Annotated in this window: 19 protein-coding genes; 10 read left to right on the top strand and 9 right to left on the bottom strand. The window is 71.8% G+C overall.

Annotation, left to right across the window (positions count from 1 at the left end):
- Position 1 precedes the first annotated feature (1 nt).
- From ACFWIS_RS22735 to ACFWIS_RS22755, 5 genes are all read left to right on the top strand, one after another.
- Entirely contained in the window at positions 2-748 is a 747-nt protein-coding gene (locus tag ACFWIS_RS22735; RefSeq protein WP_380456667.1) for a methyltransferase domain-containing protein, read from the top strand.
- A 420-nt stretch (positions 749-1,168) separates the two neighbouring features.
- Positions 1,169-3,523, top strand: coding sequence for a tetratricopeptide repeat protein (locus ACFWIS_RS22740; RefSeq protein ID WP_380456665.1), 2,355 nt, complete (start codon positions 1,169-1,171; stop codon positions 3,521-3,523).
- 197 nt (positions 3,524-3,720) lie between these two features.
- Positions 3,721-5,826 carry an MFS transporter gene (locus ACFWIS_RS22745; RefSeq protein ID WP_380456663.1) on the top strand — a complete coding sequence of 702 codons (2,106 nt, stop codon included), beginning with the start codon at positions 3,721-3,723 and terminating at the stop codon, positions 5,824-5,826.
- Entirely contained in the window at positions 5,723-7,834 is a 2,112-nt protein-coding gene (locus ACFWIS_RS22750; RefSeq protein ID WP_380456661.1) for a prolyl oligopeptidase family protein, read from the top strand. Before ACFWIS_RS22745 ends, ACFWIS_RS22750 begins: the two co-directional genes overlap by 104 nt.
- A gap of 82 nt (positions 7,835-7,916) precedes the next feature.
- Positions 7,917-9,176 carry an ATP-grasp domain-containing protein gene (locus ACFWIS_RS22755; protein ID WP_380456659.1) on the top strand — a complete coding sequence of 420 codons (1,260 nt, stop codon included), beginning with the start codon at positions 7,917-7,919 and terminating at the stop codon, positions 9,174-9,176.
- A gap of 264 nt (positions 9,177-9,440) precedes the next feature.
- Here ACFWIS_RS22755 and ACFWIS_RS22760 read toward each other — a convergent pair whose 3' ends face one another.
- The gene (locus ACFWIS_RS22760; protein WP_380456657.1) at positions 9,441-9,731 is read right to left on the bottom strand and encodes a YciI family protein; all 291 of its coding nucleotides are present in this window, start codon (positions 9,729-9,731) and stop codon (positions 9,441-9,443) included.
- A gap of 379 nt (positions 9,732-10,110) precedes the next feature.
- On the opposite strand from ACFWIS_RS22760, the gene ACFWIS_RS22765 reads away from it, so the two are divergent.
- Positions 10,111-10,503, top strand: a complete 393-nt coding sequence (locus tag ACFWIS_RS22765) for a hypothetical protein (protein WP_380456655.1) — start codon at positions 10,111-10,113, stop codon at positions 10,501-10,503.
- A 143-nt stretch (positions 10,504-10,646) separates the two neighbouring features.
- On the opposite strand, the gene ACFWIS_RS22770 is transcribed toward ACFWIS_RS22765, so the two are convergent.
- From ACFWIS_RS22770 to ACFWIS_RS22790, 5 genes are all read right to left on the bottom strand, one after another.
- Positions 10,647-10,850 carry a cold-shock protein gene (locus ACFWIS_RS22770; RefSeq protein ID WP_030918248.1) on the bottom strand — a complete coding sequence of 68 codons (204 nt, stop codon included), beginning with the start codon at positions 10,848-10,850 and terminating at the stop codon, positions 10,647-10,649.
- A gap of 628 nt (positions 10,851-11,478) precedes the next feature.
- Positions 11,479-11,877, bottom strand: coding sequence for a DUF2267 domain-containing protein (locus ACFWIS_RS22775; protein WP_380456654.1), 399 nt, complete (start codon positions 11,875-11,877; stop codon positions 11,479-11,481).
- A gap of 56 nt (positions 11,878-11,933) precedes the next feature.
- Positions 11,934-12,338, bottom strand: a complete 405-nt coding sequence (locus ACFWIS_RS22780; protein WP_380456652.1) for a DUF2267 domain-containing protein — start codon at positions 12,336-12,338, stop codon at positions 11,934-11,936.
- Between the two features lie 36 nt (positions 12,339-12,374).
- Complete coding sequence (locus ACFWIS_RS22785; protein ID WP_380523973.1) at positions 12,375-12,689, bottom strand: STAS domain-containing protein; 315 nt, start codon at positions 12,687-12,689, stop codon at positions 12,375-12,377.
- 133 nt (positions 12,690-12,822) lie between these two features.
- Positions 12,823-13,257: an Hsp20/alpha crystallin family protein gene (locus tag ACFWIS_RS22790; protein WP_380456648.1), complete on the bottom strand. Its 435-nt coding sequence runs from the start codon at positions 13,255-13,257 to the stop codon at positions 12,823-12,825.
- A gap of 108 nt (positions 13,258-13,365) precedes the next feature.
- Here ACFWIS_RS22790 and ACFWIS_RS22795 point away from each other — a divergent pair, with 108 nt between their 5' ends.
- Both ACFWIS_RS22795 and htpG read left to right on the top strand, forming a co-directional pair.
- Complete coding sequence (locus ACFWIS_RS22795) at positions 13,366-14,064, top strand: hypothetical protein (protein ID WP_380456646.1); 699 nt, start codon at positions 13,366-13,368, stop codon at positions 14,062-14,064.
- A 221-nt stretch (positions 14,065-14,285) separates the two neighbouring features.
- A complete protein-coding gene (htpG, locus tag ACFWIS_RS22800) occupies positions 14,286-16,202 on the top strand; it encodes a molecular chaperone HtpG (RefSeq protein ID WP_380456644.1) in 1,917 nt (638 codons plus the stop codon).
- A gap of 205 nt (positions 16,203-16,407) precedes the next feature.
- Here htpG and ACFWIS_RS22805 read toward each other — a convergent pair whose 3' ends face one another.
- Entirely contained in the window at positions 16,408-16,689 is a 282-nt protein-coding gene (locus tag ACFWIS_RS22805) for a MerR family transcriptional regulator (protein WP_380456707.1), read from the bottom strand.
- Positions 16,690-17,592: 903 nt separating this feature from the next.
- On the opposite strand from ACFWIS_RS22805, the gene ACFWIS_RS22810 reads away from it, so the two are divergent.
- Complete coding sequence (locus ACFWIS_RS22810) at positions 17,593-17,805, top strand: hypothetical protein (protein ID WP_380456642.1); 213 nt, start codon at positions 17,593-17,595, stop codon at positions 17,803-17,805.
- A gap of 300 nt (positions 17,806-18,105) precedes the next feature.
- Here the strand turns inward: ACFWIS_RS22810 and ACFWIS_RS22815 are convergent, their stop codons facing one another.
- Together ACFWIS_RS22815 and ACFWIS_RS22820 are read right to left on the bottom strand one after the other, a co-directional pair.
- Positions 18,106-18,615 carry a CinA family protein gene (locus ACFWIS_RS22815; protein ID WP_380456640.1) on the bottom strand — a complete coding sequence of 170 codons (510 nt, stop codon included), beginning with the start codon at positions 18,613-18,615 and terminating at the stop codon, positions 18,106-18,108.
- Entirely contained in the window at positions 18,612-19,136 is a 525-nt protein-coding gene (locus tag ACFWIS_RS22820; protein ID WP_380456638.1) for a hypothetical protein, read from the bottom strand. The genes ACFWIS_RS22815 and ACFWIS_RS22820 overlap by 4 nt, the downstream gene beginning before the upstream one ends.
- A 553-nt stretch (positions 19,137-19,689) precedes the next feature.
- Here ACFWIS_RS22820 and ACFWIS_RS22825 point away from each other — a divergent pair.
- On the top strand, positions 19,690-21,030 hold the full coding sequence (locus tag ACFWIS_RS22825) for a GH1 family beta-glucosidase (protein WP_380456636.1): 1,341 nt from the start codon (positions 19,690-19,692) through the stop codon (positions 21,028-21,030).
- Positions 21,031-21,160 lie beyond the last annotated feature (130 nt).

The following is a 21,160-nucleotide window of genomic DNA, read 5'->3' on the forward strand; positions in this document are numbered from 1 at the left end:
CGTGCTGGTCAGTGCCCGCTCCTTCGCGGAGTACCGGGCGATGTTCGCGCTCACCGACCGCGACCTCGCCCAGCGGGTCCTGGACTGCCCGGGCGGCGCGGCGAGCTTCGTCGCGGAAGCCGGCCGGCAGGGCATCGACGCCGTCGCCGTCGACCGCGAATACGCCGTGCACCGCGAGGAGTTGGGCCTGCTGGTCGAACGGGAGACCAGCTTCAAGCGGGACCTCCTGGTCCGGGAGACCACCGGCTGGTCCCGGTCCTGGTACGCCGACGCGGACGACATGATCCGGCAGTGGACCGCCAACGCCCGGCTGTTCCGGGCCGACATCGCCGCCCGCCCGGAGCGCTACGCCGCCGGGGCGCTGCCCGAACTCCCCTTCCCCGACGACTCCTTCGACCTGGTGCTCAGCTCGCACCTGGTCTTCTCGTACGGCAACCGGCTCGGCAGGGAGGCGGTGCGGGCCGCGCTGCTGGAACTCGCCCGGGTGGCCCGGCGGGAGGTCCGGCTCTTCCCGGTCATGGTGTACGACACCGGGGAGCGGTACCGGGGGCTGGAGCGGCTGCGGGAGGAGCTGGCGGGCGTCGGCATCGGCAGCCGGGTGGAACGGGTGGCGTACGAGTTCCAGCCGGGAGACGGCGAGATGCTGGTGCTCGGCAGCGCCGGGTACCGGGCCCCGGCGTCGACCGCTCCGGGTACGGCGGCGGCCCTCGACCCGGTGCGGTGGCGGCACCGGGGCCCGGCGGCGTGAGGCGAGGCGGCCGTCGCCCCGACGGCGGGCCCGTACCGGCTTCGGATTGCCGACCGCGGCATCTCCACCACGAGCCCCTTCCGTCGCGTGAACATCGCCCGTATCACCGCGGGCGCGCAGAAGGCCGGCGGAGATTGTTCGATCGCTATCGGAGTTCCGGGAAAAGGCGTCAATAATCGAATGAATGCCTTGACATGATCATGTCTCCAGTTGCACGCTGTGGGCGCCCGATGCCATCGCCCGGGTGCCCACGACAGGGTGAGGAGGTGACAAGGATGAAGGTCAAGGTCGCGGAGAAGCAGGACACCGTGCGCACCACCACGCCGTACGTCGCCGGTTAAGGCGAATTCGGTGGGAGGTCCTTCACGGGGCCTCCCACTACCACGGACGCGACGATTCGGGAGACCGGGAGAATCCAGTATGACTGCTCTTCATTCGCGGGTGCGCGCCGCTTTCTTCGGTGAGCTGGACACGGCGGACAGGCGACTGGATTCCGCGGACCCGGACGGCCCGTTGTTCCTCCTGGTCACCGCGCCCGACGGCAGCGGAAAGGCCGACACGGTGCGCGCCTGGCTGGAATCCGGGGCGAACGGGCGCGCCGCCGGTACCGCGGTGGAGGGCAACGGCGACAAACTGAGCCACGGGTACCTGGCCGGGCTGCAGCCCCTGCTGGACCGGGCGATCGCCGTCGCGGAAGCCGAGGCCCCCGAACTGGTCGCGGCCGCCGAGCAGTCGCTGAAGCGGCTCTTCCCGCACCGCGAGTCCCCGGCCTACCGGATGCCGAAGGACCTCACCGGCGTGGCCGACCGCGACGAGCGGACCAGGTTCTACTTCCACGAGTACCAGGACAAGCTGCTCAACGGCGTGTACGAGTTCCTGGATGGCTTCCTCGCCCGGGACGGGCAGCCGCACACCCTGGTCATCGACAACGCCGAGCGGCTCTCTCCCACGGTGATGCGGTTCCTCGACATCGTCGCCCGCCGCCGCACGCTCTGCCGCCGGCTGCGGATCGTCCTGCTGGTCAACGGCGAACCGGACATCGGCCTCGTCGAGCATGCCGCACAGGCCGTACTGCCGCCGCTCTCCAAGGACGAGGCCCGGGAACTCATCGAGGCCTGGGGCTACGGGGCCCTGGCCGCCAAGCAGTTCGACCACCTGTGGCGGCTGTCGCAGGGCAGGCCGGCCCGGCTCTCGGCGCTGCTGCGGTGCCTCGACGCCAAGGTCTCGCTGCCGGACTACCTGACCTTCGAGACCCACCTCGACCTCTACCTGAGCCTGCTCGGCGAGCGGCCCAGGTACGAGCTGCTGGAGCGGTACGTCCGGGCGCACTGCGCGGACGACGACCCGATCGTGCTGCGCAACTACGAGACGTACGACGGCGGCACCAGGGAGAGGGTCCACCGGGAGGTGCTCGCCGGACTCGCCGGAGAGCCGGAGGAGGTCCTCCACCCCGTCCACCACCTCGGCCTGCGCGACGCCGCCGACCGGATGGTGGCGCTCGCCCCGCTGTCGATCTCGCTCCAGGAGATCGGCCTCTACGACACCTGGTTCGACCTCTTCTCGCGCTTCTGGGCGGACCCCCAGCTGCGCACCCTCCCCGGCGGCGGGCAGACCCACAACCTGGTCTACCTGCGGATGTCCTTCGTGCTGTACTCGCTCGGACTGGCGCACGTCTCCATTCCGTATCTGGACGCCTTCTACCAGCACTTCCCGCAGAGCCTCTACACACCCACCGTGCTCTATTCACAGAGCATGGCACACGGCCGCTACCAGTCGCCGCCCGACCTCGACACCGCCGAACGCTTCGCCCTGCTCAATCTGGAGAAGCTCGGCACCGAATTCCAGGACCACCCCAAATTCGAGTACATCAAGGTCTTCGCGGAGAACGCCCTGGCCTACATCCGCGCCCGGCAGGGACGAATGGACGAGGCGCTCGCGCTCTGCACCGAGGGCATGGACCGGATGCAGAAGATCTACGGCGACGAGAAGTACGCGCTGCACCAGTCGATCCTCGTCTACAACACCGCGCAGATCCACGAAATGGTCAAGGACTTCCCGAAGGCCTACGAGGTCTACCAGCGGACCATCGGCCTCGACCCGAACTACGGGGAGTACGCCAACGACCTGGCCAACATGCTGCAGCGCACCGGCCGGTTCGACGAGGCGCTGGAGTACTACGAGCGGGCCATCGCCCTGTGCCCGCCGTACTACGAGGCCCACCTCAACCGGGCCCGGCTGCACGTCCAGCGGGGGGACTCGGACAGCGCGGAACGCGACTTCCGGCGCGTGGTGGAACTCAAGCCCGGGGAGGCGCGGGCGCACCTGGGGCTCGGGGTGCTCCACCTCAAGCGGGGCAACCCCGCCGAAGCACTCGTCAGCCTGGACGCCGCCGTCTACCACGACCCGAAGAACGCCCAGGCGTGGAGCAACCGCGGCCTGGCCCAGTCCGAACTCGGGCGCGCGGACGAGGCGGAGGAGAGCCTGCGGACCGCGGTGGCCCGCAACCCCAAGCTCACCGAGGCCTGGAACAACCTCGCCCACGTCCTGCACGCGAGCGGCCGCCCGCAGGAGTCGCTGGCCTGCCTCGACCGCGCGGTCCAACTCTCCGACGACCCGGACTACGCCTACAACCGAGCCGTGCTGCGCCTCGAACTCGGCGACCCGGCAGGGGCCCGCGCGGACGTCGAACTCGCCGCCGAGCGCGGCGCCGACGCCACCGATCTGGACGACCTGCACGCCCGGCTCGCCAAAGCCTCGGCCGGCGCGGCGGATTAGCGCAGCTCCGGCACCTCTGCCGGGAGCCCATCGGATCCCAGGAACCCATCGGATCGCATCGGCTTCCCTCGGCTTCCATCGGATCCGATCGGCTTCCGTCTGACCCTGTCTGACCCTGTCTGACCCCGACCGACCCCGTCTGATCAGCGCGCGGCTTACGGGTGCGTGCACCGCCGGCATCGACAAGGAGCACCACCGTGCCACCCGCTGAGCGCAGCGAACCGTCCGAACGCCGTTCCCTCCGTGCGCTGCTGTCGGCCTACGCGGTCAGCCAGTTCGGCAACTGGCTGTTCCGCACCGGGGTCGTGTACTACGCCTACAACCAGAACCACGGTTCCAACGCGGTGCTCACCACGGCGATCGTGCTGGTGTACCTGCCGATCCTGTTCGGTTCCCGGCTGCTGGCCCCGCTGGCCGACCGTCGGGACACCCGGCGCACGCTGATCGGGCTGGACGCGCTGCGCGCCGCGGTGCTCGCGGTGCTGCTCGTGGTGGTGTCGGCCGGCGCCGGGTTCACCTCGGCGGCCACCATCGGCGTGATGGCGTTCCTCAGCCTGCTGACCCCGTTCTTCACCGCCTCGCAGACCGCCTACCTGCGGCGGGTCCTGCCGGACGACCGGCTGCCCGCGGCACTGGCGTCGCTGTCCAGGATCGACTGGTCGATGTTCATCCTGGGCACCGCCGCCGCGCCCCTGATGCTCCAGGTCAGCGACCTGCCCACGCTGACCTCGCTGGACATCGCCACCTTCGTCGTCTCCGGGCTGCTGCTCCTGCGGCTGATGCCGGCGCCCGCGGTGACGAGCGCCCGGCGCGGTTCCGCCGCGGCCGGCTCCGGCAGGCCGCGGCTGACCGGGAACAGCAGGCTGCTGCTGGTCAGCGTCTTCGCGCTGAACGCCGGCGCGGGGCTCATCAACGTCTACCCGAACGTGGTCGCCCGGGACTTCCTCGGCGGCGGCGCCACCTGGCTGAGCGTGATCAACCTCGCCAACGGCACCGGGGCGGTCATCGGCGCCACCCTCGCCGGGCGGCTGCGCAAGCAGCGGGGGCTGCGCCCCGGCGTGCTCGCCGCCCTGGTCGTGGCCGGGTCGCTGGCCTGCATGACCTTCGTGACCAATGCCTGGGTCGCGGTCCCCGCCAGCTCCGTCATGCTGGCGGCCGGTCAGGTCTTCGCGGTGCTCTTCCAGTCGCGGATCCTGGAGAACGAGCCGGTCGCGGTGGCGGGCCGGGTGTCCGGGCTCTTCACCCTCGGGACCTTCGCCGGCGTGACGGTGAGCATCCTGCTGTTCATGGCGGTCACCGGCTTCGGCACGGGCGCCGGCTCGGTGCGGCGCTCCTTCACCGTCCTGCTGCTGGTGGCCGCGGCCTCCGCGCTGGCCTCGGCCCTGGTGGGCGCCGCCGCACTGCGCCGCCACGGGGACCGGGCGCCCGGGGCCCCGGACGCGCCCGACGCGCCCGACGCGCTCGGGGCCCCGGAGGACCGCGAGACCCCTGCGGCGGCGTACGGGGCGTCCGGGCCCGACCCGGCGTCGGCCGCACCGCTGGTGCGGCAGGCGGGGCGGGCCTTCGCCACCGGCGTGACGGTTGCGTCGACGGTCCACGACGGGATCCCGCACGCCACCACGGTCAACTCCTTCGTCACCGTCTCGCTCGACCCGGCGCTCGTCCTGGTCTGCGTCGAGCGCGGCTCGCGCCTGGACGCGTTGATCGCCGAGAAGGCCCCGCTGGGGATCACCGTGCTCTCGGCCGGGCAGCGGGACACCGCGGTGCACTTCGCCAAGCGCGACCGGCCGTCGGGCGAGGCCCAGTTCGACGGGCACCCCTGGAGACCGGGCAAGGAGACCGGCGCCCCGCTGCTGGAGGCCGGTACCGCGTGGCTCGAATGCGCGGTGCGGACGGTCGTCCCGGCCGGAGACCACTCGATCGTCCTGGCCGAGGTCCTCTCCTTCACCGACGTCCCCTCCTGCACCGAGCCGGACCGGTACGGGCAGCGGCGGGCGCCCCTGGTCTTCTTCGGCGGCGGGTTCCACACCCTCGCCGAGCGTCTGCCGCCGAAGCAGCCGCCCGCCGAGGCCCGATCCGTCGAGCAGCCACCCGCCGAGGCCCGATCCGTCGAGCAGCCACCCGCCGAGGCCCGATCCGTCGAGCAGCCACCCGCCGAGGCCCCACCCGTCGAGCAGCCACCCGCCGAGGAGCCGGACAGTGACCTTCGACTACCCGCCCGCACACCGGAGTTCCGAGGCGCAGAAGCTGCACGGGAGAGTGGTCGAGGACCCCTACCGGTGGCTGGAGGACCCTCGGAGTGAGGAGACCCGGCGCTGGGCCGCCGCGCAGCGCGAGCTGTGCGACCGCGTCCTCGGCGAGCTGCCCGGCCGGGTCGGTCTGCGCGGGCGGATCGCCGGACTGCTGGGGACCGGCGCGGTGGGCGCCCCCGTCTGGCGGGGCCGGCGGCAGTTCTTCACCCGCCGTCTGCCGGACCAGGAGCGTGCCGTGCTGCTCACCGTGGAGCCCACCGGGGAGGAGCGCGTGCTCCTCGACCCACTGCGGCTGGACCCCTCCGGGGGCACCACCCTGGATGCCTGGCAGCCGGACCACGAAGGGCGGCGGCTCGCCTACAAGGTCTCCCGGGGCGGCAACGAGGAGTCCCACCTCCATGTGCTGGACGTCGCCACCGGTGCCCTGCTGGAAGGCCCCATCCCGCGCACCCGCCACTCGGCCGTCGCCTGGCTCCCCGGCGGCGCCGCCTACTACTACGTCCGCGAGCTGCCCGCCGCCGACGAGGAGCGACCGGCGGCCGACGAGGAGGGACCGACCGCCGTCGCGCCGGCTCGCGGACGCCGGGTCTACCTGCACCGGGTCGGCACCGATCCCGAGCGGGAGGACGTCCTGGTGTTCGGGGAGGGCCTCCCCGACGGCACCGACTACGGCATCCTGGTCAGCCAGGACGGACGCTGGCTGAGCCTCGGTGCGTCCCGGGGCACCGAGAACCGCAGCGACCTCTGGCTCGGTGACCTCTCCGCCGGTACGCCGCAGCAGCCGGTGTTCCGCCCCGTCCAGGTGGGGGAGGACGCCGACACCGGCCTGTACGTGTGGCGCGACGGCCGGGCCTACCTGTTCACCGACCGGGACGCGCCGCGCTCGCGGCTCTGCGTCGCCACCCCCGCCGACCTCTCCTACGCGTCCTGGCGCGACCTTGTGCCGGAGGACCCGGAGGCGGTGCTGACCGACTTCGCCATCCTGGACGGCCCCGAACTGGACCGGCCGCGCCTGCTGGTGTGCTGGACCCGGCACGCCGTCAACGAGGTGACGGTCCACGACCTGGAGACCGGCGAGCGCCTCGGCACCGTGCCGACGCCGGGCGTCGGGGCGATCGGGGGCCTCCACGAACGGCCGGAGGGCGGCCACGAGGCCTGGTTCTCCTACACCGACAGCACGTCGCCGGGGTCGATCCTGCGCTACGACGCGCGCTCCGGCACTACCGGCGTCTGGGCGGCCGCCCCCGGCCTGGTGCGGGTCCCGGAGGTACGGAGCTCGCAGGTCTCCTACCGCTCCACCGACGGCACGACGGTCCGCATGCTGGTGGTCGAGCCGCCCGACCGCAACGGGCCGCGGCCGACGATCCTCTTCGGCTACGGCGGGTTCGGCTCCTCCCTGGTCCCCGCCTACGACCCGTCGGTCCTGGCCTGGGTCGAGGCCGGCGGCGTCTACGCGGTGGCCCATGTGCGCGGCGGCGGCGAGGAGGGCGAGGACTGGCACCGGGCGGGGATGCGCGAGCACAAGCAGCAGGTGTTCGACGACTTCCACGCCGCCGCGCGGGCCCTGGTCGACGGCGGCTGGACCACCCCGGCCCGGCTCGGGATCCATGGCGGCTCCAACGGCGGCCTGCTCGTCGGCGCCGCACTCACCCAGCGGCCCGCCCTCTTCGGGGCCGTGGTCTGCGAGGCACCGCTGCTGGACATGGTCCGGTACGAGCACTTCGGGCTCGGGCACCTGTGGGCCGGCGAGTACGGATCCGCGGACGACCCCGAGGAACTCGACTGGCTCCTGGGCTACTCCCCGTACCACCACGTGCGGGAGGGGGAGTCGTACCCGGCCGTCCTGTTCACCGTCTCCGAGAACGACGCGCGGGTCGACCCGATGCACGCGCGGAAGATGTGCGCCGCGCTCCAGCACGCCACCAGCGGGACGGCGCCGGTCCTGCTGCGCAGCGAGTCCGAGGTGGGGCACCGGGGCCGGTCGACCACCCGGGTGGCCGCGCTGGCCGCCGACACCCTCGCGTTCCTCGCCCACCACACCGGCCTCGCACTGCCCTGACGCCGCACGGGCGCCGCCCCGAGCGTGCCCCGAGTGCCGTACGGAACGCCGTCCCGACATCCCTGACGACAATGAGGTCCGCATGACCGCCCAGCCGCCCGCCCGCCGCGTCGTCGCTATCGTCGACGCCTACTCCAGCGGCCGTTGCCTCGCCCCGATCTTCCGGGAGCGGGGCTTCGACTGCGTCCACATCCGCAGCGCCGCCACCACCAACCCCGCGTACGAGCGCAGCTTCCGGCCGGACGACTTCGTCGCCGAGGTGGTGCACGACGGGGATGCCGCGCGCACGGCCGAGGCCGTCGCCCGGCTCGCGCCGGGGTGCGTGCTGCCGGGGATCGAGAGCGGCGTCGAACTGGCCGACGTCCTGAGCGAAGCCCTGGGGCTACGGACCAACGGGACGGAACTGAGCAGCGCCCGCCGGGACAAGTTCCGGATGATGGAGACCGTGCGCGCGGCCGGGGTCCCCGCCGTCGAACAGATCCTGGCCACCGACCTCGACACCCTGCTCGACTGGTACGCCAAGGCCGGCGGCCGCGTGGTGCTGAAGCCGGTCCGCAGCGCGGGCAACGACGGCATCCACTTCTGCGACGACGCCGGGCAGGTCCGCGCGGCCTTCGAGGCGCTGATCGGCGCCGACAGTGCCCTGGGTGCCCGCAACCGCGAGGTGCTCGCCCAGGAGTATCTCGTCGGCGGTGAGTACATCGTGAACACCGTGAGCCTGGGCGGCCGGCACCACGTCACCGACATCTGGCAGATGCACCACATCAGCGCCAACGGGGTCCGCGACCTGGGGGCCAGCGCCGCACTGCTGCCCCGGCACGGCGCCGACCAGGACGCGCTGGCCGCGTACACCTGCCGGGTCCTCGACGCCCTGGGCGTGCTCGACGGTCCCGCGCACACCGAACTCAAACTCACCCCGTACGGGCCGCGCCTGATCGAGACGGCCGCCCGGGCCTGCGGCGCCGACCTCCACGTCCCGGTGAAGGCCGCGATCGGCGAGAGTCAGCTGGACTGGACCGTCGACGCGTACGTGGACCCGGATCGGTTCCTGGCCCGCTGGGAGAGCGGCTACGAACTGCCCCGGCACGCCGGGCTGGTGAACATGGTCTCGCCGGTCTCCGGCATCCTGCGCGACTACCCGAAGCTGGCGCGGCTGCAAGCCCTCGACAGCTTCCACGACCTCCTCCTGACCGTCCGCCCCGGCGGCCGGATCCACCGGTCGGTGGACGACTGGACGTACCCGATGCGCGTCTACCTGGTGCACGAGACGGAGAGCACCGTGCTGCACGACATCCTGACGGCGCGCTACCTGGACGGGGACGGCTTCTACGAGGTCGAGTGACCGGCACCGGCCGCTCCACGCCGCTCACCGCGGGGAGCGCCGCCCGCGCGTGCTGATCCACAGGGTGGACACCTCCACCCAGACCGGCCACGGTCCCGTCCAGGTGGTCAGCGGCGACCCGGGTGCCACCCGCTGACGGGCCGGACCGTCCCCGACACGGCCGCGTACCAGCCCGGTCAGTCCTTCGCCGATCCCACCACGGGGGTCCGGATCGACGTGCTCCGCCGAGGACCGCTGTCCTACACCGTCAAGGTCACCGAGCGGTCACCCGTCGAGCTGTCCGATCAGTGAGCCGATCACCGGGTCCCACTCCTCGATGCGAACGCCGTCCAGCACGCCCTCCCGCATGTACGGGTCGCCGTCCACCAGTTCCCGCACCTCCGCCTCGCTCGCGGCCCGGAAGATCAGCAGCCCGCCGGTGTCACGGACCAACGGTCCGCACAACGCGATGCTGCCCCGCTCGGCCAGGACGGCCAGGTACTCCCGGTGGGTGGGCCGCACCCGAAGGTGGCGGCGGTCGGGGGTGAAGGTGTACTCGACGACGTAGTAGGCCATGGTGTCCTCCGCGTGGTTTAGTCCGCCAGTGCGCCACTGCCACGGTACGGAACAGGCGGTGGCGGGTGAAGTGCCGACTCGGCGGCGGCTACGCTCCGCAGGGATGACCATCGAGTCGCGCCACCTGCGGGCCTTATCGAGCTGACGGATACCCGACAGACGGCCCGCCTCGGTGACCGGCGAGGCGAGACATCGCCTCGCCGGCCCCGTGGTCTTCAAGCCCTACCCGGGGTTCACGGTGATGGTCCGCCCCCTCTCGGGCGCACTGGCACGCGCCGCCGCGATGGGCGTGCAGTCCGAGCGGATCACCGCCGAACGCTGGGCCCGTCCGGGGGGTGTCCGTGCGTGCGGGCTCCAGGGGGCACTATCCTCTGGAGGCATGTCGAACCCCGATGGGCTGCTCGTCGACATCGCCGCAATGGTGGAGACCGAGCGCAGTAACCAGATGCCCCTGACCGTAGTCGTCCCGGGGGCGGTCATCACCGGCCGTCTCGCGCCCCAGAGCCTGTGGTACGAGCGAGTGGCCGAAGTGCTGGCCGACTCGGAGCACCTGAAGCCCTTCGCCGCCCTGTTCGCACCGCCCAGCGCCGACGGTGCGGACGGCACAGGCTCGGCACCTCGTGCCGCCGGACGCCCAACGCACCTTCACCTGCATGTCGCCCGCATCCTGCAGGGCAGCTACGGACTGCCGCACGCCGGCGGCATGTACCGGATCGCGATCGCCGACATCAACAGCTGGACGGTGGGAGACCTCAGCTACTCCGACCAGTGAAGCCGGGGCCTACCTGATCGCGCCCGGGTCGGCCGCCGGGGCCGAACGGGTTAGGCGTCCGGCGACATGCCGAGGGGCCCGCACCGCGCGTCGTGTACGCGGTGCGGGCCCCTCGCTGCCAGGCGGGTGCCGTGGCGGAAGAACTACAGCGGGCGGATGTTCTCGGCCTGCGGGCCCTTCTGGCCCTGCGTGACGTCGAACTCGACCTTCTGGCCCTCGAGCAGCTCGCGGAAGCCGTTGGCGTTGATGTTCGAGTAGTGGGCGAAGACGTCGGGGCCGCCACCCTCCTGCTCGATGAAGCCGAAGCCCTTTTCCGCGTTGAACCACTTCACAGTGCCATTAGCCATAAAAATCTCCTTCAAGGGGCTGTCCGAAGCCCGCACTGTGCGGGTTTCGAGTCGCCGCGATGAGCGCCCACCCGGGGAAGAGCCGGGAAACAAAAAATGCGCCTGCAGAACATCAGCAGGCGCACACAAAGTTCATGGGAACCACTACTGCAACTAAGACGACTCTAGCAGGCCACGGGCCGCCGCGGTGGGATATTTCAGCCCCCATCTCGTAGAAGCCCTCCTCCGGGGTGGCCCGGCCCGACCAGGCGGCACCGGCAACGCGCCTGGACAGCTGGGTGGTTGAGTGCGCCGCCGTACCCGGGATCCGGTGAATCCCCGGGGAGGGTGAATCGCGCCGCTGTGGAGCGGCTGCCTCCTCTGCGTCGGTTGCGCGAAGGCGACGTACCAGGCCCGTGCATTCCGAAGATCGAATGCGCTGCAAAGACACCGGGTCCGCGTCTTCCGGCGCGTTGGAGCGTCGGATGCGGCGCGGCTCGCCTTTTTGTTCGCGGCCCGTTGCACCCGTTGCCGACAGCATCACCGGAACGGGCACCCGGTCGGGAGTGGGAACACCTCGATGGGTGGGCGTCCCCACTCCTGGCCACCCACTCCTGGCCGCCCACTCCCGACCGCTCCCTCCGGCCGCTCAGGCGGCGACCGTCAGGTCGGCGCGGCCGAACAGCAGCGCGTAGCCGCGGGGCAGGTGGGCGATGAGGCGGTCGGTGAGGTGGTCGCCGGCGAGGTCGGTGAGGGCGGTCAGGACGGAGGAGGTGTCCCAGCGGGCGGCGGTGAGGCTGGTGCCCAGGTTGCGGGCGACGGCCTCCACGAAGGCGGGGGCTGCGACCGGTCCGGGCAGGGGGATCTGGGCGGCGAACACGGCGCGGGCCCGCTCGGGGAGGGCGGCGGCGAGGTCGCAGCGTTCCTCGCCGGTGAGCTGGGAGCCGAGGACGGCCAGGACCGCGTCGAGGACGCGTGAGGCTTCTTCGTCGGTGGTGTAGCGGCCCAGGGTGCGGACCTGCTGGATCAGGTGGCGGTGCCGGGTCATGACTGGGGCCTTCCGGGGGCGGGCTGGCCGCGCGGTGCGGCGGCGCGGGCATGTCGTCAGAGGCGGTTGCCTGGAGCGGGGCGGCCGAAGAGCAGGTCGTAGCCGGGGGGCAGCTGGAACAGCACGCGGTCCATGAGGTCGCCGCCGGCGGCGTCCGCGGCGGCGGACAGGACGGCGCCGATGTCCCACAGGGCGGTCTGTTCGGTGGCGCCCTCGATCCAGGCCGCGGTGGCGCGCACGAACCTGTCCGGGGTGAGCGGTTCGGTCGCCTGTAGGGGGTTGAGCAGGACGAGGGCGAGGGTCTCGGGCAGGCGCGCGGCGAGGTCGGCCCGCACGTCGCCGACGAGGTGGGCGCCGAGCAGGGCCAGCACGACGCGCGCCGCCCGTTCGGCCTCCTCGGGTGTGTCGTATTCGCCGCGTTCTCGGACCTGGTCCAGGAACGCCTCCCAGCGGACAGTCACCGCAGCATCTCCCTCCGTCGTCGAGAAGGATGGTGGTCACCGGCGGGACGGCGCCGTTCGGGGTCGCGCGGCGAGGCGCCGGTGAAGGCCGGTCAGTTCGAGCAGCCGGGCCACCCGGGGACCGGTCCCCCGCAGGGCGAGCCGGCGGCCCTGCCGGTCAGCCTGGTTGAGGGCCTCGACGAGGGCGCCGAGACCCGCGCAGTCCATGAACTCCACCTCCGACAGGTCGAGCACCACGTCGTGGTGCGCGGCCAGTGCGTGGGCCAGGTCGCGGCGAAGCCGCGGGGCGGCGGCGAGGTCGACGTCACCGCTCGCCCTGACCACGAACGGGGCCGAGAACTCGGTGTGCATGGCGGTTTCCGGGTCCAGTACGGCCTGCACGACGCCTCACGCGCTCGGGAAGAAGGGCCTCGAGTTCGGCCGGGGGTGTTCCGTGTCGCCCCGCGGGGGACCGGGGCGACACGGAACGGCAACGGGGGGCTGGTCAGGCCTGGATCTGCTTGGGGGAGCCGCTGTGGCTGATGGCGATCTTGCGCGGCTTGGCCTTCTCGGCGACCGGGATCTTCAGGGTCAGCACGCCGGCGTCGTAGTCGGCGCTGATCCCGGCCGGGTCGAGGGTGTCGGAGAGCATCACCTGGCGGGAGAACACGCCCAGCGGGCGCTCGGACAGCTCCCACTTCACATCGTCGCCCTCGCGGCGGGGGCGGCGCTCGGCCTTGACGGTCAGCATGTTCCGCTCGACGTCGATGTCGATCGCCTCCGGGTCCACGCCCGGCAGGTCGAAGCAGATCACGTACTCGTCGCCGGCGCGGTAGGCGTCCAGGGGCATCGGAGTCGGACGGGACCAGGTGCCGGTCGTGTTCAGGAACTGCTGGGTCAGACGGTCCAGTTCGCGGAACGGGTCGGTGCGCATCAGCATCGCGAAACACCTCCAGAAGGATCAGGGGGCCAGTGCGCTTCACCTGAGACCTTTCTAGCGCGTCATCCATCCGATGACAAGTCTTGGTGTCGCCTATAGAGTGACTCCATGAGCGAGAAGCCCCGCACACCCGCCGCCGGCCCTCCCGCGCCCGTCGAGCCCGCCTCCTTCCTCGCCGCCGCCGCGGCCCTGGCCGCCATAGACGACGCCGTCCGCACCGCCCAGGCCCCCGCACCTCAGCCCACGACCGGCCCCGAGGCACAGGAAGGCCCTGAGCGGGCCCTGGCCGCCCTGGCGCTGCTGCGAGACCTGCGCGGCCGGCTCGCCGGCTGGGAGGCTCCACTGGTGGAGACGGCCCGGGAGGCCGGCGCCACCTGGGCCGACCTCGCCCACCCCATGGGCGTCGCCAGTCGCCAGGCGGCCGAGAACCGCTACCTGCGCCTCAAACCCGCCAGCGGCACCACGGGGACCGGGCAGACCGAAACCGGCGCCGAACGCGTCAAAGCGGCGCGCGACCGCCGGGCCGCGGAGCGCGCCGTCACCGCCTGGGCCCGTGACCACGCCGCCGACCTGCGGGTGCTCGCCGCCCAGCTCACCGCCCTCACCGGCCTCGACCCCCACGCCCGGTCGGCCCAGGCCGCCCTCGCCACCGCCCTCGGCACCCCCGACCCGGCCGAGCTCGTCACCCCCCTGGCGGCCATGCGCCCCCACCTCGGCCCGGCCCACCCGGACCTGGCCACCCGCCTCGACGACCTCGCCCGGCACACCGACCGGCTCCGCCAGGACAGCGACCAACGGCGTACCTGACCTCGCCGCCGACGCGACACCGCCCACCGGTCCACCCCGACCGGCCGACACCGGGCGGCCAGGTCCCCGGCGACCGGAGTGCGCCAGGTGCACCCGCGGTCGCCGGCCGCCTGGTCGCCTACCATGCCACTGCCGTCGGCGAGAGCCGTCCGGGCTCACGCCGAACCCGTTTCTCACGCCGAACCCGTTTCTCAAGCCTCACCCGGAAAAGGAGCCCCAGAGTGGACAGCACCGTCGAGACGCTGGAATTCCAGGCCGAGACACGTCAGTTGCTCCGGTTGGTGATCCACTCGATCTACTCGAACAAGGACATCTTCCTGCGCGAGCTGATCTCGAACGCCTCCGACGCACTGGACAAACTGCGGCTGGAATCGCTGACCGATCCCGCCCTGGAGGCCGACACCTCCGACCTGCACATCGCCCTCGAAGTCGACCAGGACGCCCGCACGCTGACCATCCGTGACAACGGGATCGGCATGAGCCGGGACGACATCGTGGAGCTGATCGGCACGATCGCCAAGTCCGGCACCGCCGGCCTCCTGGCCAAGCTCAAGGACGCCAAGGACGCCGCCGCGGCACAGAACCTGATCGGGCAGTTCGGCGTCGGCTTCTACTCGGCGTTCATGGTCGCCGACAAGGTCACCCTGCGCACCCGGCGGGCCGGCACCGACTCCGGCACCCTGTGGGAGTCCGAAGGCCAGGGAACCTACGACATCCAGGCCGTCGAAGACCTGCCCACGGGCACCTCGGTCACCCTGCACCTCAAGCCCGCCGACAGCGAGGACGGGCTCGCCGACTACCTGTCCGAGCGGAAGATCCGCCAGATCGTCAAGCAGTACTCGGACTTCATCCGCTGGCCGATCCGGATGGCCACCGAGGGCACCGACGCGGACGGAACCACCACGCCCACCGTCGAGACCCTCAACTCGATGAAGGCGCTGTGGGCCCGTCCGCGCAGCGAGGTGACCGAGGCCGAGTACCACGAGTTCTACCGGCAGATCAGCCACGACTGGGTCGACCCCGCCGCCACCGTCCACATGCGCGCCGAGGGCACCTTCGAGTACGAGGCGCTGCTGTTCATCCCCTCGCAGGCACCCCTCGACCTGTTCTCCCGCGACACCCGGCGCGGTGTTCAGCTCTACGTCAAGCGCGTGTTCATCATGGACGACTGCGACGCACTGATGCCGAACTACCTGCGCTTCGTCAAGGGCGTCGTCGACGCCCACGACCTGTCGCTGAACATCTCGCGCGAGATCCTCCAGCACGACCGCCAGATCCAAGGCGTGCGCCGGCGACTGGTCAAGAAGGTCCTCGGCGCGATCAAGGACATGCAGGCCAAGGACGCCGAGCGCTACGGCAAGCTGTGGTCCCAGTTCGGCCGCGTGCTGAAGGAGGGCCTGATCGAGGACGCCGACAACACCGACACCCTCCTCGAACTGATCTCGGCCGCCTCCACGCACGACCCGGAGAAGACCACCACCCTGCGCGAGTACGTCGCACGCATGAAGGACGGCCAGGACGCCATCTACTACCTCACCGGCGAAAGCCGGGCGATGGTGGAGAACTCCCCCCACATGGAGGCGTTCGCGGCCAAGGGGTACGAGGTCCTCATCCTCACCGACCCCGTCGACGAGGTCTGGGCCGACCAGGTCCCCGCCTTCGACGGCCACAAATTGCAGTCCATCGCCAAGGGCCTGGTCGACCTCGACGAAGCCGCCGACGACGACCGGGAAACCGACTCCGACAAGGCCCGGCACGAGCAGGACTTCGCGGTCCTGCTGCCCTGGCTGACCACCACCCTGTCCGAGCACGTCAAGCAGGTCCGCCTGTCCTCCCGGTTGACGACCTCGGCGGCCTGCATCGTCGGCGACGCCCACGACATGACCCCCACCCTGGAGAAGATGTACCGGGCGATGGGACAGGAACTGCCCTCCGTCAAGAGGATCCTGGAACTCAACCCCGACCACCCGCTGATCACCGCGCTGCGCACGTCGCACCAGGCCGACCCCGACAACCCGGCGCTGGCGGAGACCGCCGAACTCGTCTACGGCAGCGCCCTGCTCGCCGAAGGCGGCGACCTTCCCGATCCCGCACGCTTCACCCGGCTCCTCGCCGACCACCTGACCCGCGCCCTGTAACCGGCGCGGGGTGCGGCCGGCCGCGGCACGACGGGGCCGGCCGGCCGTGCCCCGTCCCGGTCGGCGCGTCACCCGGCGGCCCACCGCCGCGCAGGGGCGCCGCGGGCCCGGGCGCACCGCGTCCTCCCGCGCCGCTGGTTCCTCGGGTGGCCGCACAGCCGACCTGCGCGCGGAGAAGCCGCGCCGCAGGCCGGACGATCGCGGATCACGTGTCCGCGGGAGGCTCCTGGTCTGACCGGGAGCGGCGGAGTTGTTCGTTGAGGCGCAGGGCTTCCTCGAGTTGGTCTTCGAGGATGACGATGCGGCAGGCGGCTTCGATGGGCGTGCCCTGATCGACGAGGTCGCGTGCGCGCATGGCGATGCGCAGTTGGTAGCGGGAGTAGCGGCGGTGGCCTCCGTCGGAGCGCAATGGGGTGATGAGGCGGTGTTCGCCCAGGGCGCGTAGGAAGCCGGCGGTGGTGCCGGTCATCTCGGCGGCGCGGCCCATCGTGTACGCGGGGTAGTCGTCGTCGTCGAGTTTGTCGGGTGTGTCGGGGCTGGCCGTAGTAGTCACTGCACCTCTCTGGTTCTCGGGAGAACGCGTCGAGGGGCCCCGGGGCCGTTGCGGCTCCGGGGCCCCGAAGGGGAAACAACACCATCTACCGGCCTGGGCCGGTCTGTTACGTCCGCACTGCCCCGGGGGAGGGGGAGTGCGGGGATCGCGTATGCGTGACCGGAAACCACCGTCCTTCGTGCCTTCGGGAGGTCTGCGGTGTCCGCCCGGGCGCGTGTTCACCGGCCGGGCGATCCTGATGGCGCTTGCGTCCTCCGTTCATCCTCTGTACTGAACTGTCACTTGCTGTACTGCACTTGCTGTACTGCCGGTACTGCACCTGCTGGTCGGTGGCCGTGGCGGCCCACCCTGTCCGGCAGCCCGGCCTCGCCGGCCGTCCTGCACCGGCGATGGACCGCAACCTCACTGCCCGGACCCCTCGACACGCGCGCCCGCAGCCTGACGCCTTTGCCGAGGTCCTGCCTGTCTCTCGACTGCTGGTACCGCACTCACTGAACTGCGTACTGCTCGATACCGCCGGCGGCCCCTGATACCTGAGGGCCGCCCGGTCCGGCAGCCAGTCCCGTCGCCGTCCTGCACCTGCTGGCTTCGAAACTCCGCTGCCGGACCGTACTGCGAACTTCTATCCAACAACCCCGGCCAGTTCGTGTCTGGCCGGTATCGCCGACTGCTGTCTACGAGAGAAACGCTAGACCCGTCCGCGAGCAATGTCTACTCCGGCGCGCATAGATTTTGCGTTGGCCGCGCGTGAGGTAGTCTCCCCGCTGCGCGGCGGCGGTACCCCCCGGCCGCCGCCGCGCTCGCCGAGGACCGAGCAGCACCGCGCAGGAGGCGGGAGTGGAATACCTGGTGGCCGCAGCACCGGAGAGCGGCCGACACGGGCAGGCAGTCCTGATCGAAGCGATCACCGAGGCCGTCCGTGACGGCGACGACCGCACCATCCGCCGGCTGCTGGCCCGCCTCGCCGAACGAGCCACCATCGCCGACCTGTACGCCCTGCGCGACGCCCTCGACACCGCCCGCCCACCCGGCGACCACCGGCGGAGGTGACGCCCACCGGCGAATACGACCTCGACGAGCTCAAGCGCCGCCTGCAGCACGGCTGACCCCGTCCGGCCGTCGTGAGGTCGGGGTGGCGGGACAGCGCCCTGGACCGGGGAGAGAGCGAGAAGCGGGCCACGGGGATCGCGGCCCGGACCGTGAACAAGGAACCGGGCCGGCCCGGGCGCACCGAACCCGACACCAGGCATGACGGGAGGACGATGCGACGAGCACGGACAAGGGCCCCCGAGACGCGGACGACGATTCGTCCGGTGACGCCGCGCGTGCGGCGCCCCGGGCTCCGACAGGTCAGGGCGACGGGCGCAGGTGGGTCTGCAGAAGGCGCAGCGCCTCGTCGACGCACCGCTGCTGGATCGTGTGCCGGTCGCCGCGCAGCTGCGGGGAGACGACGCGAGTGCCGTGCGCGTCGGCGAGCCCGAGGAACACGGTGCCGACCGGCCGGCCGTCCTGGGGCTGCGGACCGGCCACGCCGGTGGTGGACAGGGCGTAGGTGCTGCCCATCAGCCGCCGGACGCCGGCCGCCATCTGCCGGGCCACCTCGGCATTGACGGCGCCGTGCCGCTCCAGCAGGGCGCTGTCGACTCCCAGAACGCCGTGCTTGACGCCGTTGGTGTAGGCCGTGACCGAGCCGACGAACACCTCGCTCGCACCAGGAGCCTCGGTGAGTACGAGCGCCAGGAGACCGCCCGTCAGGGACTCCGCCACCGCCACCGTGCTCCCGGCCGCCAGGAGGGCCGAGTGGAGTTCACGTACCACCCGGCCCTCGCCCGCCTCGTGGGTCGGCACCGGGCTGCTCACCACCCGCTGTCCGAACCGGTACCGGACCGCCCCGCCCCGGCTCGGTGCGCGAGCACGGCGGCGCTGACCGCCTGGTGCCAGCCGTTCAGGGTGCGGCCCTGCTCGGCGGCCCGCTCGGCCAGGCGATCCAGTTCCGCCCGGTCGAGGCGCTCATCGGTGTCGGCGATGGCGCGCAGCGCCCGCCACACCGCGGCCTTGCCCTCGACCCCGGTGCGGAGCGTCTCCAGTTCGATCAGGTCGCTGAGCGGGGCACGGCGAACGACGGTTCCGTTGGGCTTGAGCCGGCCCAGTCGCTCGCCGGCGAGGCCGAGCCACGTCCGGTAGCGCCGGACGGGAACGTCGAGCCGGGTCATGATCCGCACGAGGTCGTCGCGATCCTGCTCGATGTCGCGAGCCAGGCGCCGCAGGTCGCCCGCGCGGCGACTGTCGGAGTGACTGCGGGCCATGCGGTCCGCGAGCGCAGCGCCCCCGAACGCGCCGCTCAGGTGATCGTTCAGGTAGATGTGCAGGGGCTCGGCCAACGGTTGAGGGGCCACGATTCCTCCCGGGTGAAGGGCCGATCCGCGGGACCGCCGAGCGCTGGGGCGCGCGGTGCTCACGAGCCGGCCATGGGAGCCGAACTGTCCGGTCCGTCTCATCGTGCCGCGAGCAGCCGCCCGGCGCTCGTGCGCCCATGACACAGCCGCGGCATCGGGGCCCGGCGCGTGCTGCGGCTGGGTCCTCTCCTTCGGCTCGGCGGGCGGACCGGATGAGGATGCCGGCGATGTGGAGCCCGGCCTGAAGGACGGTGGCGGCCTTCTCGGAGCAGGTGGCCAGACCGCGCCGGCCCTCAGGCCGTTGATGCCGTGCTCGACGGTGTCGCACCGCTTGAGGCCGCGCGGTCGAAGGCGGGCCGGCCATCACGACACGTGGTCGGCGGGTGGGCGGCTTCGAATCCGCCGCCCCTGGATGCCCCGTCGAACAGGCGACCGCCGGGGGCAGGTGGGCGCGGGAGTCATCGGTGGTGCCTGCCTCTGGTGTTTCGGGGTCGCGCCGGTAACATGAGTCATCCTCATGTTCCGTCAGGAGGCTGCCATGCCGGACCGCTTCGACCTACCGCCCGGCTTCCGCTGGGGCGCCGCCACCGCCGCCTACCAGATCGAGGGCGCGGTCGACGAGGACCGCCGCGGCCCGTCCGTCTGGGACGTCTTCGCCGCCCGACCCGGCGCCGTCCGCGACGGGCACACGGGTGCGGTGGCCTGCGACCACTACCACCGGTACCCCGAGGACATCGCCCTGATGAAGGGCCTCGGGTTGGACGGCTACCGCTTCTCCGTCTCCTGGCCCCGGGTGCTTCCCACGGGCGCGGGCGCCGTCAACCCGGCCGGACTCGCCTTCTACGACCGGCTGGTGGACGCGCTCCTGGAAGCCGGCGTCACCCCGCTGCCCACCCTCTTCCACTGGGACCTCCCGCAGGCACTGGAGGACCACGGAGGCTGGCTCAACCGCGACACCGCGTACCGCTTCGCCGACTACGCCGCGATCGTCACCGACCGCCTCGGCGACCGGATCCCCAGCTGGATCACCCTCAACGAGCCCTTCGTCCACACCGTCTTCGGCTACGCCCTCGGCACCCACGCCCCCGGCCGCACCCTGATGTTCGAGGCCCTCCCCGCCGCCCACCACCAGCTCCTCGGCCACGGCCTGGCCGCGTCGATCCTGCACGACCGCGGCCTGGAGGTGATGCTCTCCAACAACCTCACCGCCGTCGAGCCGGCGTCTCCCACGGAGCCCGATCTCGCCGCCGCCCAGGCCTACGACGCCCTCCACAACCGGCTGTTCACCGACCCCGTCCTCCTCGGCCGCTACCCCGACCTCTCCGCCCTCGGCGTCCCCGACGACATCTACGGCGCCGTCCGCCCCGGCGACCTCGACCTCATCCACACCCCCGGCCTCGACGGCCTCGGCCTCAACTTCTACAACCCCACCCGCGTCGCCGCACCCACCGACCCCGAGCTCCCCTTCGAACTGGTCGCCATCCCCGAAGTGCCCCACACCGCCTTCGGCTGGCCCGTCGTCCCCGACGCCCTGCGCCAACTCCTCCTCGGTCTGAGGGACTTCTACGGCAAGGCCCTCCCGCCCATCACCATCACCGAGAACGGCTGCTCCGTCGACGAGTCCACCACCCCCGACCAGCCCCGCATCGACTACCTCTCCTCCCACCTCGCCGCCATCGCCGCCGCCATCGCCGAGGGCATCGACGTCCGCGGCTACTACACCTGGTCCCTCCTCGACAACTTCGAATGGGCCGAGGGCTACCACCAGCGCTTCGGCCTGGTCCATGTCGATTTCGAGACGCAGGTGCGGACGCCGAAGGCCTCGTACGCCTGGTACCGCGACCTGATCGCTGCCCATCGGAACCGTACGGTGGGGTAGCGGGCCGGCCAGGTAGACCAACTTGACTGCTGGACAGCCGACGTGGGGAAGAGCGGTGGCTCGGAGTCAAGCTCCGTCGCGACCGATGGCGGTGCTCGGCCGGCTCCCGTCAAGCCCACTTGATGGAGCA

Origin of the sequence: Kitasatospora sp. NPDC127060, from assembly GCF_042724935.1 — a bacterium.
In the GTDB taxonomy this organism is placed as follows: domain Bacteria; phylum Actinomycetota; class Actinomycetes; order Streptomycetales; family Streptomycetaceae; genus Kitasatospora.